The organism is Nonomuraea sp. NPDC050227, from assembly GCF_044459705.1.
Lineage (GTDB): Bacteria > Actinomycetota > Actinomycetes > Streptosporangiales > Streptosporangiaceae > Nonomuraea.
The window spans coordinates 393,637-409,082 of sequence record NZ_JBITJF010000005.1 but is presented as its reverse complement, the minus strand read 5'-3'; the positions used below and the strand labels follow the sequence as shown (position 1 = coordinate 409,082).

Here is a 15,446-nt window from a genome sequence, read left to right as displayed (position 1 = left end):
TCACAGGCCTCCCGCCAGCCGTCCGGGCGACATCATGCGCCCGGGGTCGAACCGTTCCTTGACCCGCCGCATCAACGGCAGCGCGCTCACCCGCCCCCACCTGTCGACCCCGGCGTACGGCGCGGCCAGCACGTTCACCCGGCCGCCCGCGGCCTCGACCCGCTCCCGCAGCCCGCTCACCAGGCCAGGCAGCGCGTCCCCGGCGACGGGCGCGCCCGGCTCCAGCAGCACCCGGCCGGCGACCGCCGACCCGCGCAACGACAGGCCGCACCCTTCCGCCGCCCGCAGCACGGCGCCGGCCGCCGCGGGCGGAAAACGCACCTCGACCAGCACCTCACCCCGTGGGACGACCCCCCACCAGGACGGCGGCTCGCCGGTCACCGCCCCGCCGCCGGTCAGGTCGCGCAGCGTCTCGGCGCGTGCCCGCGCGGCCGTGCCCTCCACCAGCACCGCCAGCGTCACCGGCCCGCCCGGCTCCGGACGGTCCACCTCGACCGCGCTCGGCTCGGCCTGCGCGGCCGCCAGCGCCGCCGCGACGCCCGGCACGTCGTCCGCGGGCATTCCGGCGACCACCCAGCACCGCTCGCCGGGCAGCGGATGCAGCCGGAACGTGGCCTCCGCGATCACCCCGAGGGTGCCGTACGAGCCGGTGAACAGCTTGCCGAGGTCGTAGCCGGCGACGTTCTTGACCACCTTGCCGCCCGACCGGGCGACCGTGCCGTCGGCCAGCACCACCGTGACGCCGATGAGCAGGTCGCGGGCGGTGCCGTAGCGGAAGGCGCGAGGGCCCGGCAGGGCGGCGGCGAGGGTGCCACCGACGGTGGCCTGCTCGGCGAACGGCACGTCGAGCGCCAGCTCCTGCCCGCGCGCCGCGAGCGCCGCGGCCAGTGCCGCCGTCCGCACGCCGGCCTGCGCGCGCACCACCAGGTCGCCCGCCGCGTGCTCCAGGACCGCGTCCAGGCGGGACAGGCCGAGCAGCACGTCGCACCGCTCCGGCGGCGGACCCCAGTGCAGCTTCGTGCCGCCTCCCGCGGGCACCGCCGCCAGGCCGGCCGCGGCGCACGCGCGCAGCACGGCGGCGACCTCCTCGACGGTCCCCGGCAGCGCCACCCACCGGGCCCCCCACTCCTGCGCCGGGTCTTCGGGCCCGGCCGCCCTGACCGGCACGCCGGCGCCCGAGAACGGATCCGCCATCAGAACTGCTCCGCCCTGCCCGACTCGACCAGCGGGTGCGCGCCCTTGCGCACGCCCGGCACCTCGCCGCACAACCGCGGCGTGGGGAACACCTTGCCCGGGTTGGACAGCCCGCCCGGGTCGAACGCGCACCGGACGAGCTGCATGGTGTCCAGATCGGCGCCGGTGAACATCTTCGGCATGTAGCGGGCCTTGTCCACCCCGACGCCGTGCTCGCCGGTGATCGAGCCGCCGTGCTCGACGCACAGGTCGAGGATCGCGCCCGAGACCGCCTCGGCCCGCTCGCCCGCCCCCGGCTCGGCGTCGTCGAACAGCACCAGCGGGTGCAGGTTGCCGTCGCCGGCGTGGAAGACGTTGGCCACCCTGATGCCGTGCTCGCGCGAGAGCCGGTCGATGGCCGCCAGCACGCCCGGCAGCGACGTGCGCGGCACGACGCCGTCCTGGACGATGTAGGCCGGGCTGATCCGGCCGACCGCGGCGAAGGCCGACTTGCGCCCCTTCCAGATGGCCGCGCGCTCCTCGGGACCGGCCGCCACACGCAGCTCGAAGGCGTCCGAGCAGATCTCCGTCAGCCGCGCGAACTCCCGCTCGACCGACTCCCGCGGCCCGTCCAGCTCGACGATCAGCACCGCGCCCGCCCCCCGCGGGTAGGAGCAGGCGACCGCCGCCTCGGCGGCCTCGATGGCCAGCGCGTCCATCATCTCGATCGCGGCCGGCACGATGCCCGCCCCGATGATCGCCGACACCGCCCGGCCGCCCCGCTCGATGTCCTCGAACGCGGCCAGCACCGTGGTCACCGCCTCCGGCGCCCGGCTCAGCCGCACGGTGATCCTGGTGGCGATGCCCAGCGTGCCCTCCGAGCCGACGAACGCGCCGAGCAGGTCGTAGCCCGGGTCCATGCGGTCGAGGACGACCAGGTCGCCGTCGGGGGTGACGATCTCGCACGCCTCGACGTGGTTGACGGTGAAGCCGTACTTGAGGCAGTGGGCGCCGCCGGAGTTCTCCGCCACGTTGCCGCCGATCGAGCAGACCTGCTGGCTGGAGGGGTCGGGGGCGTAGTAGTAGCCCGCGTCGCGCACGGCCTCGGTGATCGCCAGGTTCGTCACGCCCGGCTCGACCACGGCCCTGCGGTTGGGCAGGTCGATCTCCAGGATCCGGCGCATCTTCGAGGTGACGATGAGCACGCCGTCCTCGCGGGGGAGCGCGCCGCCGGACAGGCCCGTGCCCGACCCTCTGGCCACGAACGGCACCCCGAAGTCGTTGCACATCCGGACGACCCCGGCGACCTGCTCGGCGGTCGCGGGCAGCACGACCACGCCCGGCGTCGCCCGGTGGCTGGTCAGCCCGTCGCACTCGTAGGTGCGCAGGCGTACCGGATCGGTGATCACCGAGTCGGGAGGCAGCAGCGAGCGCAGCGCCGCCGTCAGCGTGTCGAGCACCAGTCACTCTCCAGCACATCTACGGCATCTGGGCGTACGCCGGCAGCGTCAGGAACTCGGCGAAGTCGTCGTCCAGCGCGACCTCCTTGAACAGCGCCGTCGCCTGCCCGAACAGCCGCTCGTCGTAGCCCGGCTCGGCCGAGATCCGGGCCAGCTCCTCGGCGATGATCCGCTCGACCAGCTCCTTGGTCACCTGCTCGCCGGTGTCGGCCAGCGTGATGTCGTTGTGGATCCACTGCCAGATCTGCGAACGGGAGATCTCGGCCGTCGCGGCGTCCTCCATGAGGTTGTGGATCGCGACCGCGCCCAGCCCGCCCATCCAGGCGGCCAGGTAGCGCAGGGCCACGTCGACGTTGTTGCGCAGGCCCGTCTCGGTGATCTCGCCGGGCGTCTCGGAGACCGACAGCAGGTCGGCGGCCGAGACGCGGACGTCCTCGCGCAGCCGGTCGAGCTGGTTGGGCCGCGCCCCCAGGACGCCGTCGAACACCTCGCGGCACACCGGCACGAGGTCGGGGTGCGCCACCCAGGAGCCGTCGAACCCGTCGCCCGACTCGCGCGTCTTGTCCGCCCGCACCTTCTCCAGCGCCACCGCGTTGACCTCGGGGTCGCGCCGGGAGGGGATGAACGCCGCCATCCCGCCGATGGCGTGCGCGCCGCGCTTGTGACACGTGCGCACCAGCAGCTCGGTGTAGGCCCGCATGAACGGCGCGGTCATCGTCACCGCGTTCCGCTCGGGCAGCAGGAACTCCCGCCCCCGCGTGCGGAACTTCTTGATCACGCTGAACAGGTAGTCCCAGCGGCCCGCGTTGAGCCCGGCCGAGTGGTCGCGCAGCTCGTAGAGGATCTCCTCCATCTCGAACGCCGCCGGATAGGTCTCGATGAGCACGGTCGCCCTGATGGTGCCGTACGGGATGCCCAGGAGCTCCTGGGCCCGGATGAACACGTCGTTCCAGAGCCGCGCCTCCAGGTGCGACTCCATCTTCGGCAGGTAGAAGTACGGCCCCTTGCCCTTGTCGAGCTGACGCTGCGCGCAGTGGAAGAAGTAGAGCCCGAAGTCGAACAGCGACGCCGACACCGGCCGCCCGTCCACCTGGGCGTGCTTCTCGTCCAGGTGCCAGCCGCGCGGGCGCACCACGATCGTGGCCAGCTCGTCGTCGGGCCGCAACGCGTACGTCTTGCCGCCCGTCTCGAAGTCGATCGCCCGGTCGAGCGCCTCGCGCAGGTTGAGCTGCCCGGACACGCAGTTCTCCCACAGGGGCGAGTTGGCGTCCTCGAAGTCGGCCAGCCACACCTTGGCGCCGGAGTTGAGCGCGTTGATCGTCATCTTCCTGTCGACCGGCCCGGTGATCTCGACACGGCGGTCCTCCAGGCCCGGGGCCGGCGGCGCGACCTGCCAGTCGCCCTCCCTGACCTCCTTGGTCTCCGGCAGGAAGTCGAGCGTCCCGCCGGCCGACAGCTCCGCCTGACGGGTCTGGCGGGCTTCGAGCAGCTCCAGCCGCCTGGCGCCGAACTCCCGCTGGAGAGCCGCCACGAAGCCGAGCGCCTCCGGCGTGAGGATCTCGTCGAACCGTTCGAGCATCGGGCCGGTGATCTCCATGTCCCCTCTTTTCCGTAGAGTGGAAAACTGATTCTGAATTGTGGAAGTGAAGCTACTCCGCTCAGGGTTCCCGGGTCAAAGGCTGGGGTACCCCTGGGGCGTCTTCGGGGGCATCCCCGATGCGGAGGGGGTCATGCCCGCGAAAGGATCGGGGGCATGAAGACGATTGCTGTGGCGGGCGGGCTGCTGGCCGCCGCGCTGGTGCTGACGGGTTGCCGGATCGAGAGCTTCGGCGGTTCCACGAACCAGGACACCGTGTCCTACCAGGTGACGGACAAGGTTTCCAAGCTGCAGTTGAAGAGCGACGCCGGCGACACGGTGATCACCGAGACCGACGGCACCGCCGTCCGGGTCGTCGAGACGTTGCGCTGGCGGGGCGACGACAAGCCCAAGCCGCAGCACAAGGTCGAGGGCCAGGCGCTTTTCGTGACGTACGACTGCCCGTCCAACTGGGGGAACTGCAGCGTCGACTACAAGATCGAGATCCCCAGGGGACTGGCCGTCGACCTCGACAGCGACTCGGGTGACATCACCTTGCGGGCGCTGAGCGGTCAGCTCGACGCGAAGCTCGACTCCGGCGACCTCGAAGGCTCCGGCATGACCGGCAAGAAGGTGTACGTCCAGGCCGACTCGGGCAACGTCGAGCTCAAGTACGCCACCGCGCCGGACAGCGCGGAGCTGCGGGCCGACTCGGGCGACGTCGTCCTGAGGGTGCCCACGGGGTCCTACGACGTGAAGACCGACGTGGACTCCGGCGACGCCACCGTCTCGGTCAAGTCCGACCCGAGCTCCCCCCACAAGATCTCGCTGACCGCCAGTTCCGGCAACGTGACACTCTCGGCGGGATAACCAGGTGATGACGCCGGGGATGTCGTGCCACCATCGTGGGAAGACACCGAGGTGTCCAGACGTTCCCTCATAGAGATGACACGAATGCACGAATACACCGCGCTCGACGAGTTCGAGACCGGCGACATGGACCTCGAGGAGCGCCAGGCGCTGCGCCGCGTGGCGGGCCTCTCCACCGAACTCCAGGATGTCTCCGAGGTCGAGTACCGGCAGCTGCGGCTCGAGCGGGTCGTCCTCGTCGGTGTCTGGACCTCCGGAACCGCCGAAGACGCCGAGAACTCCCTGCTGGAGCTCAAGCTCCTGGCCGAGACCGCCGGGTCCGAGGTGCTCGAAGGGCTCATCCAGCGGCGCCAGAAGCCCGACCCGGCCACCTACATCGGCTCGGGCAAGGCCCTGGAGCTGCGCGACGTGGTCGAGTCGACCGGCGCCGACACCGTGATCTGCGACGGCGAGCTGACCCCCGGCCAGCTCCGCCAGCTGGAGGAGACGGTCAAGGTCAAGGTCATCGACCGTACGGCCCTGATCCTCGACATCTTCGCCCAGCACGCCAAGAGCCGTGAGGGCAAGGCCCAGGTCGAGCTGGCGCAGCTGCAGTACCTGCTGCCGCGTCTGCGAGGCTGGGGCGGCAACCTGTCCCGTCAGGTCGGCGGTCGCGCCGCGGGCGGCGTGGGCATCGGCGGCCGCGGCCCCGGTGAGACCAAGATCGAGCTCGACCGGCGCCGCATCCGCGACCGCATGTCCAAGCTGCGCCGCCAGATCAGCGGCATGTCCACCTCGCGCGAGACCATGCGCCACCGGCGCCAGCGGCGCGAGGTCCCGGCCGTGGCCATCGCGGGCTACACCAACGCGGGCAAGTCCTCGCTGCTCAACCGCATCACCGGTGCGGGCGTGCTGGTCGAGGACGCGCTGTTCGCCACGCTCGACCCGACCGTGCGCCGCGCCCGCACGCCGGAGGGCCGGCTGTTCACGATCGCCGACACCGTCGGCTTCGTGCGCCACCTGCCCCACCAACTCGTCGAGGCGTTCCGGTCCACGCTGGAGGAGGTAGCCGACGCCGACCTGATCCTGCACGTCGTCGACGGCTCGCACCCCGACCCCGAGGGTCAGCTCGCGGCCGTCCGCGAGGTGTTCGCCGACATCGAGGGCGCCTCCGAGGTGCCCGAGGTCGTGGTGATCAACAAGGCCGACGCGGCCGACCAGGAGGTGCTCGACCGCATCGCCAGGCGCGAGCGCGACAGCATCGTGGTCTCCGCCCGCACCGGCAAGGGCGTCCCCGAGCTCATGCGGCTCATCGAGGAGCGGCTGCCGCGCCTCGATCACGAGGTCCACCTGCTGGTGCCCTACGACCGGGGCGACCTGGTCTCGCGGGCCCACAAGGAGGGCGAGGTGCTCTCGGTGGAACACGTCCAGGACGGCACCGTCCTGCACGCCCGCGTGCTGCCGAGCCTGTTCCAGGAGCTGGAGCGGGTAGGCAAGCCGGTCGAACGCGTCTCTTAGCGGGACGGCTGGGCAGCTCTCGCTCAAAGTAGCGCAGAGCTGCCCAAATAGTGCAGTGGTCCCGGAACCCTGGGGTTGCTAGGATGGCCAGACCTAACGTTGGTCTGGTTTTTTGGTTTCGGTTCTGGGTTTCGGATGATGACGTTGAGTGCGGCAGTCGTCAGCGGGGGCCAGGGGGGCAAGGCGTGGCTGGGTGACGGATGGGATGAGTGGTCTTTCTTCCGAATAACCCTGTACACCAAGCCCGGCTGTGAAATAACGTAACTGAACTGAAATCGCCGGGTCACGTCTCCGGCGATACGGTCACCGCACAACATCACGCGGATGAGAGCAGGAGACCCCCCATGTCGTCCGGACCCGGAGCGGACTCAGTGGGCGCGGCACAGGCCGTGCGCTGGGTGCTGCGCCTGCAGGGGGCGGTGGTGCGATGACCGTTCGGCTCTTGACCAACATCGGCCGCCTGTGGACGGGTAACGAGGTCCTCAGCAACGCGGCCATCCTCGTGCACAACGACCGCATCGCCTGGGTCGGGCGGGCGCCCGACCTCCCGCAGAGCGTGCCCGGCGTCGTCGACGACATCGTCGACGTCGACCACGTGGAGAACCTCGGCGGCGCGCTCGTCACGCCCGGCCTCATCGACGCCCACACGCATCCGGTCTACGCCGGCAACCGCTACGCCGAGCTGGCCATCCGCACCGGCGGCTCCAGCGCGGCCTCGATCACCGCGGCCGGCGGCGGCGTCGGCTCCACCGTCACCGTGACGCGCGGCACCGACCCCTGGACGTTGTGCAACGGCGTGCGCGAGCGGCTGCGGAGCTGGCTGCTCAGCGGCACCACCACCGTCGAGGCCAAGACCGGCTACCACCTCACCCGCGACGGCGAGCTGGCCGACGTGCGGCTCCTGCGCGAGCTGGAGAAGGAGCCGATGATGCCGCGGGTGCACGTCACCTTCCTCGCGGCGCACGTCGTGCCTCCCGAGTACTTCGGCCGCCAGCGCGAGTACGTCGAGGCCGTGGGCGCCTGGTGCGCCGACGCGGCGGCGGCCGGCGCCGACAGCGTCGACGTCTACTGCGACGAGGGCCACTTCACCACCGAGGAGTCCCGCTGGGTCCTCGCCTCGGGCCGCAACGTGGGGCTGCTCCCGCGCATCCACGCCGGCCTGTTCAGCCGTCGCGGCGCCGTGCAGCTGGCCGCCGAGCTCGGCTGCGCCTCCGCCGACGGCCTGCACCACATGTCCGACGAGGACATCGCGATCATGTCCCGCTACGGCGTGCCCGCGGTGGTCTGCCCGGCCACGGCGCTGCAGCGCGGCCACGTGCCGCCGGTCCGTCAGATGATCAAGCACGGCGTGCAGATCGCCCTCGGCAGCGACCACAACCCCGGCTACTGCGGCATCACCTCGATGTCGCTGGTCATCGCCATGGCGGTGTCGGCGTTCGGCATGAGCGTCAACGACGCGCTGCGCGCGGCCACGCTGGGCGGCGCGACCGTCCTCGGGGCGCCCGACCGCGGGGTGCTGGCTCCCGGGCGGCTGGCCGACATCGTCCAGTGGGACGCCGACCACGAAGGCGCCTTCGCCTGGTCCTTCGGGCTCAAGCCGCGCCGGGTCTGGCGGGGCGGCACGCCGGTCCAGTAATCCCGGAGTCGGGAACGGGTGGCTAATCTCGGGATATGCCGCCCTCTGTCGCCGTTGTCACCGATTCCACCGCTTACCTGCCCGCTGTGCCCGGTGTGACGGTGGTGCCGGTACAAGTGGTCGCCCGCGGCATCCCGCGCGACGAAGACACCTTCACGGGCGACCTGGCCACCGTCACCACCTCACGGCCGTCGCCCGCGCGCTTCGCGGCCTGCTACGACGAGCTGGCCGCCGCCGGCGCCACGGGCGTGGTCTCGATCCACCTGTCCGGCGAACTGTCCGGCACCGTCGAGTCCGCCCTCGCGGCGGCCAAGGACGCGCCGGTGCCGGTGGAAGTGATCGACAGCCGGTCCATCGCGATGGGCCTGGGCTATCCCGTGCTGGCGGCGGCGCGCTCGGCCGCCGCAGGAGCCTCCTTGGGCGACGTGGCCGACGCCGCCCGCCGCACCGCCGCCGTCACCCGGACCTTCTTCTACGTGGACACCCTGGAGTACCTGAGACGGAGCGGCCGCATCGGCGCCGCCACGTCGTTGTTCGGGTCGGCGCTCATGATCAAACCGCTGCTGCACATCGTGGACGGGCGCATCTCCCTGCTGGAGAAGGTGCGGACGTCGGGACGGGCAATCGCACGGCTGGAGGACCTGGCGGTGGAGGCGGCCGTGGAGCTGGGCGGGGCCGGGGTGGCGGTGCAGCACATGGGGGCTCGGGGGCGGGCCGAGACGTTGGGGGAGCGGTTGTCGAAGCGGGTGGCGGGGGTTCGTGAGGTGCGGGTGGTGGAGGTGGGGGCGGTGATCGGGGCTCATGTGGGGCCGGGGATGCTGGGGGTGACTGTGACGGCGTACGAGGGGTAAACCGGCTTCTTTTGAGGGCCTTCGGCTGGTCGGTGCTGTGTTTTCCACAGTCGTCTCGTGTCCTGGCTCCGTCGTCCCCAGAATTCGGTTCGGTAGCTCGGAGGTGGGGTGACATCCCTAGGTTCGTCGGCGTGCGATCTCAGGACCCGACGGCAGAGCGGACCATAGCCGAATCCAGGCTCCGGTCGATCACGAGTCCTGCCCGGCGGCCGCGTCCGGGACGACGCAACCGACATCCATACGGCGACGAGGCCCAGAACCTTCCGACCTCCCGGCTCAGCGCATCCCCACCACCCTCTGCGCCTACTTCTTCTGCGTCCGCCTCTTCCGTGAGCGTTTCTCCTGCGCTCGCTTCTCCTGCGCTCGCTTCTCCTGCGCTCGGTGCTCCTGCGTTCGCGTCTCCCGGGCGGTGGGATGGGCGCGGGGTTGAGCCCTCCTCCGAGCGGTGGGATGGGCGTGGGGTTGAGTCAGCTTCCGAGCTGTGGGGCGACCGTGGGGTTGCGCCTTCCTGCGAGCCGGGGAGTGGGGGCGGGGGTGAGCCTTCGTCCGAGCTGTGGGGTGAGCCTGGGCCTGAATCGTGGGGCGGGCGTTCGGCGGGGCCTCAGGCGATGTCGCAGCCTGAGCAGCAGCCAGAGCGGCAGGATGAGCCGGAGGGGAGCGTCCCCAGAGCCGAGCGTCGGGTTGGGCGTCGGAGCGGGCCGGGGATCGAGCCCCAGGCCGCCGCAGGGGCGCTGCCGCACATCCCTCGGCGGGTCACAGGCAGTCCCGCACCCATGCCCCCGACCTTCCAAGCGTTCCGCGACGCCATCACCTCGGCCCAGCCGTCCAGCACCATCGACCTCAGCAAGCCCGGGCTGCGCGTGCTCGTCGCGGTCGGCGCCCTGGCCGTCGCGGTCGCAGTCTTCTTCGTCTGGCGCTCCCAGCCCACTCCGGAACCCCTCCCGCCGCCACCCGCGACAACCCCTCCATCCCCGTCACCCACTGCCGCAAAGGTGACCGTCCAGGTGGCGGGCAAGGTCCGCAACCCCGGCGTCTACCTGCTCCCGCAGGGTTCTCGCGTGACGGACGCGGTGACGGCGGCGGGCGGGCTCAAACACGGCGCCTCCACGGGCCCCCTCAACCTGGCCCGGCGCCTGATCGACGGAGAGCAGATCATCGTGGGTGCCCCCTCTGCGGTCGTTGCCGCCGTACCTCCCGGATATCCCGGCGCGGACCCCGCCACAGCCATCCTCGACCTCAACGCCGCCACCCCCGCCCAACTGGAAGAACTCCCGGGAGTGGGAGAGGTGCTGGCCGCCAGGATCGCGGAGTTCCGTACCGCCCACGGCGGCTTCACCAGCGTGGATCAGCTCCGCGAGGTGAGTGGCATCGGCCCGAGAAAGTATGAAGAAATCAAGCCGAAGGTCCGCGTCTGACATGCCGCCCTTCGACGCCCCCTCGGCCCCCGGCCCTTCTGAAATCCCCATGCGCCCCGCCACCACCGTCCCTCTGAGTCTCGCCACCACCGATCCTCTGCGCCCTGCCGCCACCGTCCCTCTGAGTCTCGCCACCACCGATCCTCCGCGCCCTGCCGCCACCGACCCTCTGCGCCTCGCCACCGCAGACGGCGGCGAGCAGAAGCGCTCCTGGACGCTGGTCCTCCCGGCGCTGTCCGCTTGGGCCGGTGCCCTGATCATGCTCGGCCAATCGCCCATGGTGGGTATGACGACAGCTGCCATCACCGCCCTGGCCGCAGGCGTCCTGACCTGGCGCACCCGCTCGCCGTTCACCCGCTGGCCCCTCATCGGTTCGCTGATCAGCAGGTTCCTGCCTGCGTCGTTCGGATCCGTTCTGTCCGCCCTTCCACTGTTCCTGCCGTTCAGGCGCCGCCGTTCGCTACGTTCGTCGCCCCCTCCCTCAGGACGGATCCCTCCCGGTCGGCCTTCGCCCTTCTCGGGGGCTTGGCGGAACGTGGTGCTCGCGACACTCATCTGCGCGGCGGCGGCCTCCGCGTCTGTCGCCTTCCGCGTCCAGGCGCTGACCACCGGTCCAGTGGCTGAACTCGCCGCCAGGAACGCGAACGTGACCGCTCAGATCGTCCTGTCCGACGACCCGAAGCGCAGGCCACGCAGAAGCGGCCACTTCAATCGGGACAGCTACGTGATCCCGGCCACTCTCAAGATCATCGAGTCGGCTGCGGGGCGGAGAGGCAGATCCGCTGCCGGTCGACCTGAGGAGAACCGTCCCGACGTCCCTGGAGGCAGTGACGGAGGTGTGGCGGAGGCGTCCACGCCACCGGAGCGCCAGGCCGTCGACGTCCCCATCACGGTGTTCGCCGGCGGCAACGCCTGGAGCACTCTGCTGCCGAGCCAACGCCTGCAGGTCACCGGCCGCCTGGCGCAACCAACGCCCGGCGACCTGGTGGCAGCCATCCTCCTGGTACGAGGCGAGCCCCGCATCCTGACGCCGCCTTCGTCCATGCAGACCATGGCGGGCACCCTCAGAACCGGCCTCCGGACAGCCGCCGACCCTCTCCCGCCCGACCAGCGCGGCCTCCTGCCAGGCCTGGTCGTCGGAGACGTCTCCCGCATCGACCCTCAAGTGGCCGCCGACCTCAAAGAAGCGGGCCTGAGCCACCTGAACGCCGTAAGCGGCGCGAACCTCGCCATCGTCGCAGGCGCCGCCCTGGCGCTCTCCCGCCTGGTCGGCCTCTCCCTGCCGCTGAGAGCCGTCTTCGCGGCTGTCGCGATGCTCGCGTTCACCGTGGTGGCCAGGCCGTCCCCGAGCGTTCTGCGTGCTCTGCTGATGGGCCTGGCCGCCGCCCTCGCCCTGGGCACCGGGCGGGCGAAGGACGGCCTCGCCGCCCTCTCGGCAACCGTCCTCTTGCTGGTGCTGTTCGCGCCGGAACTGGCACGTTCGTACGGCTTCGCCCTCTCGGTCGCGGCCACCGCCGGCATCCTCCTCCTCGCACCACGCTGGCGCGACAAACTCTCCACTCCACCACCGACGAAGACCGGCGACCGCGACGCCACCGAAGCGCCCACGACGACAGACCGGAAACCGGAGAAGGGAAGGGAACGCGGCAACGTACAGGGGCGTGCGGCAAGTGCATCTAAAGAGGCCGGCGACTGCCGCGCGACCTCTCCCCTCGAAGACGCGTCCACCGGTCGAGGACGTGCCGTCGCAAGGATGCGCCGCTTGCCGAGATGGCTGGCGGAGGCGCTGGCCGTGTCGGCTGCCGCGCAAGCGGCCGTGACCCCCCTCCTGGTGCTCATGTCGGGTCAGTTGACGTTGGTGGCGGTGCCCGCCAACCTGCTCGTGGCTCCCGCCGTGGCTCCCGGGACCCTGCTCGGTTTCGCCGCCGCCCTGGTGGCCCCGATCTGGCCGGACGCCGCCGCCATGCTGGTCATCCCGGCCGGATACGCGGTGGGCTGGATCGTCACCGTGGCTCGCTGGGCCGTGAACGTCCCTCTCGCCACCCTGCCCTGGCCGGGCGGCCTCCCCGGTCTGGCGCTCCTCGCCCTCGCCGTGGCCGTCGCGATCCCGGTGCTCAGGCACCGCCGCTGGCGGACGATGGCGCTGCTGACGGCAGGCGCCGCTCTGGTCGCCGTGCTGGTGATCCGTCCGCTGGCGGGAGCTTGGCCGCCCAAGGGCTGGTTGATGGTGATGTGCGACGTCGGGCAGGGCGACGGGCTGGTGGTGGCGGCCGGACCTGGACGAGGCGTGGTCGTGGACACCGGCCCGGACCCGGTCGTCATGGATCGATGCCTGCGCAGACTCGGAGTCGAGGACGTTCCCCTGCTCGTCCTGACCCATCCGCACGCCGACCACGTGGACGGCCTGCCAGGCGTGCTCAGGAACCGACGCGTGGGAGCCGTGATCGTCAGTCCTCGGCCGACGGCGGTGCAGTCCAGCGCGCGGATCTCGGCCGTACTGGCTCGACACCGGATCCCCGAAGGGAACGCGGAACCTGGCACGCGATGGCGGTTCGGCCCGTCCGAGCTCACCGTCGTCGCCCCTGACCCGACGTCAGGCGGGAGCAACGGCCAAGGCGAAGGCAGTGTGATCAACAACTCCAGCGTCGTGATCCACGTACGTTGGCGCGCCGGTTCCGCCCTGCTCGCCGGAGACCTGGAGACCGAGGCCCAGGACGATCTCGCACGCCACCTCGCCCTGCGTGCCGACATCCTCAAGACCCCGCACCACGGCTCGAATCGCCAGTCCCCGGCCTTCCTGGGCTCGCTGGGTGCACGGGCCGCCCTCATCAGCGTGGGCGCCGGCAACGACTACGGCCACCCGGCCACATCGACCCTCGCCCTCCTCCACCGCCTCGGCGCCGCCATCTACCGCACCGATCGATCGGGTGACCTGGCAGTCGTCGAGCACGAAGGCAGCCTGGCCGTAGTCCCCCGTGGGCCATGAGTGCTCCGACGCCGAACGAGCGCGACTCAGGCTCATTGAGGCGGAAGGGGGCAGGAACCGGCACCGGTGGGTCGCACGAACCGATCAGGAACTGGCCACCGGGGCCGTGGTCGAGGTATGAGCAGGTCACGGGCTGGTGACGTCTCACGCCTGGTGACGAGCCGGTCTTCCGGACGGGGGTGACGGTGGGGCTCGGGCCGGTGCCTCTTCACGCTCGATGTCCGAGCCGATCTCCTGGACGGGGATACCAGCGGTTCTTGGGGCGGTGACCGTTCGCGCCTGGTGGCGAGCCGATCTTCCGGACGGGGATGTCAGCGGGGCGAGGGCGGTGTCTCTTCATGCCCAGTGAGGGTCTCTGGGCCGCGGTCGGAGGAGCGCGGGACAGTAAGGGCTCCCCGCCGACGTGGGTCGCTCGGACGGCTGTCGGGTGTTCTGTCGCATCAGAAGGCCGGCCCCGCAGATCCTCTGTGCGGTTGATGCAGCGTTCCTGCCGAGAGATCGGCTTGCCGCCGGCCTGGAGAGTCACCGGCGGCCCGCTCCCCAACCTCTCGGCAGTGTTGCGCTGCTTGCAGAGGTCAGGGGCAGGCGTGACCGTCAGCCGCCGTGAAAAACGCGGCGCTCTGCGGCGGCCGCTTTTGGGAGGCCAGGGCCACTGACGTCCTGCCAGGGCCACTGACGTCCCGCCAGGGCCACTGACGTCCGGCCAGTGGCTCTGGCTTTCGGGAGGCCATGGCCACTGAAGGTCGGGGTCGGCGGTGGTGGCACGGGCGGGCCTCGCGGCGCGGCGGTCCACGGCCGGTCGGGCGTGGGGCCGTTCGAGGGTGCTCGGATGGGATTGAGGGGTGCGGGCAGGGCGTCGCGAGTCGGCCTGCTGAGCCGAAAGCGGGGGCAGATTCACTTGGCATCGTTCATGTGCGGCATGCTACTGTCCTCTTATCATTCAGCTCATGAACGATTTTGGGAGAGAATAGTGATCGATCCCCGTACCGTGCAGATCGTTTTCGCGGACCTGCAGGACAGCATCGTCGCCCTGAGCAGCACGAACAGCCCCGACGTCATCAGGCGGTCGGCTGGCGTGCTCGGCACGGTCGCGCAGGCGCTGGACATCCCCTTCACTGTGTCGGTCGCCCCCAGGCCAGGTGGGCCCGGTGTCATCGCCGAACTTCCCGAGGCGTCCCCCTTCGTGCGCGGCGGACCGTGCTGCTGGGACGACCAGGCATGGCGCGAGGCGATCGCCACGGAGGGCCGCAAAACGCTGGTCGTCTGTGGTGTGACCTCGGAGATCGTCGTCCTGCACACCGCGCTCGACGGCCTGGCTGACGGCTATGACGTGATCGTGCTGGTTGACGCGAGCGGCGGCATGTCGGAGCGCACGGAGAGCGCTGCCTTCCGCCAGATCGAAGCGGCGGGTGGCACGGTGACGTCCGTGGCGAGCTTCGTCACGAGCATGGTGCGTGACTTCACCACCCCCGTCGGCCGCGGCGTCATCACCGCCCTGCACGGCCTGTCGGGCTAGCGATCACGGCCGCGCCCCTCGCCCTCAGTCCGCGCCCCTCGCCCTCCGAGTGCGGCCCCGCCGTCAGGCCGCGGTTCTCGCCGTCAGGCTGCGGCCTTCGCCGTCAGGCCGCGGGCCGAGGGCCGCGCCGTCAGACTCCATCCTCAGTCCAGACCCCCGGGAGAAGTTCCATGAAACTGGCGCCTCATCTGCACCGCCTCGGCAATGACGTCGTGGCGTGCTATCTCGTCGACACCGGCGAGGGCATCACCCTGATCGACGCGGGACTGCCCGACCACTGGCGGGATCTGCAGCGCGAACTCCGTTCCATCGGCAAGTCGTCCTGACCCGCGGCGACTCCGACCACCTCGGTTTCGCCGATCGCCTGCGCAGCGAACACCGGCACGCCGTCCTCGCGCGGACGGCGAACGGATGGTGGACGCCGGCAGGGCGCGCTCAGGCGGCCTGGTCGGGAATCGCGACGGCG

Annotated in this window: 11 protein-coding genes; 8 read left to right on the top strand and 3 right to left on the bottom strand. The window is 71.1% G+C overall.

The window, feature by feature from the left end:
* From ACIBK9_RS22175 to aceB, 3 genes are read right to left on the bottom strand one after another with little or no spacing between them, the layout of a single operon-like run.
* A complete protein-coding gene (locus ACIBK9_RS22175) occupies nt 1-1,194 on the bottom strand; it encodes an FAD-binding oxidoreductase (RefSeq protein WP_397160719.1) in 1,194 nt (397 codons plus the stop codon).
* Nucleotides 1,194-2,633 (bottom strand): FAD-linked oxidase C-terminal domain-containing protein, encoded by a 1,440-nt coding sequence (locus tag ACIBK9_RS22170; protein ID WP_397160717.1) that lies wholly within the window; start codon nt 2,631-2,633, stop codon nt 1,194-1,196. The genes ACIBK9_RS22175 and ACIBK9_RS22170 overlap by 1 nt, the downstream gene beginning before the upstream one ends.
* 19 nt (nt 2,634-2,652) lie before the next feature.
* Entirely contained in the window at nt 2,653-4,230 is a 1,578-nt protein-coding gene (gene aceB, locus ACIBK9_RS22165) for a malate synthase A (protein WP_397160715.1), read from the bottom strand.
* A 156-nt stretch (nt 4,231-4,386) separates the two neighbouring features.
* On the opposite strand from aceB, the gene ACIBK9_RS22160 reads away from it, so the two are divergent.
* The 8 genes from ACIBK9_RS22160 to ACIBK9_RS22125 all read left to right on the top strand — a co-directional run bounded on the left by ACIBK9_RS22160 (nt 4,387) and on the right by ACIBK9_RS22125 (nt 15,306).
* A complete protein-coding gene (locus ACIBK9_RS22160) occupies nt 4,387-5,079 on the top strand; it encodes a DUF4097 family beta strand repeat-containing protein (protein WP_397160713.1) in 693 nt (230 codons plus the stop codon).
* 84 nt (nt 5,080-5,163) lie between these two features.
* On the top strand, nt 5,164-6,576 hold the full coding sequence (gene hflX, locus ACIBK9_RS22155; RefSeq protein ID WP_352322792.1) for a GTPase HflX: 1,413 nt from the start codon (nt 5,164-5,166) through the stop codon (nt 6,574-6,576).
* A 427-nt stretch (nt 6,577-7,003) separates the two neighbouring features.
* Nucleotides 7,004-8,212 (top strand): imidazolonepropionase, encoded by a 1,209-nt coding sequence (gene hutI / locus ACIBK9_RS22150; RefSeq protein ID WP_125633626.1) that lies wholly within the window; start codon nt 7,004-7,006, stop codon nt 8,210-8,212.
* A 35-nt stretch (nt 8,213-8,247) separates the two neighbouring features.
* Complete coding sequence (locus ACIBK9_RS22145; RefSeq protein ID WP_397160711.1) at nt 8,248-9,063, top strand: DegV family protein; 816 nt, start codon at nt 8,248-8,250, stop codon at nt 9,061-9,063.
* Nucleotides 9,064-9,836: 773 nt separating this feature from the next.
* A complete protein-coding gene (locus tag ACIBK9_RS22140; RefSeq protein WP_397160709.1) occupies nt 9,837-10,478 on the top strand; it encodes a helix-hairpin-helix domain-containing protein in 642 nt (213 codons plus the stop codon).
* A gap of 1 nt (nt 10,479) precedes the next feature.
* The gene (locus ACIBK9_RS22135) at nt 10,480-13,464 is read left to right on the top strand and encodes a ComEC/Rec2 family competence protein (RefSeq protein ID WP_397160707.1); all 2,985 of its coding nucleotides are present in this window, start codon (nt 10,480-10,482) and stop codon (nt 13,462-13,464) included.
* 970 nt (nt 13,465-14,434) lie between these two features.
* Entirely contained in the window at nt 14,435-14,980 is a 546-nt protein-coding gene (locus ACIBK9_RS22130; protein WP_397160705.1) for an isochorismatase family protein, read from the top strand.
* 170 nt (nt 14,981-15,150) lie between these two features.
* Nucleotides 15,151-15,306: a hypothetical protein gene (locus ACIBK9_RS22125; RefSeq protein WP_397160703.1), complete on the top strand. Its 156-nt coding sequence runs from the start codon at nt 15,151-15,153 to the stop codon at nt 15,304-15,306.
* Nucleotides 15,307-15,446 lie beyond the last annotated feature (140 nt).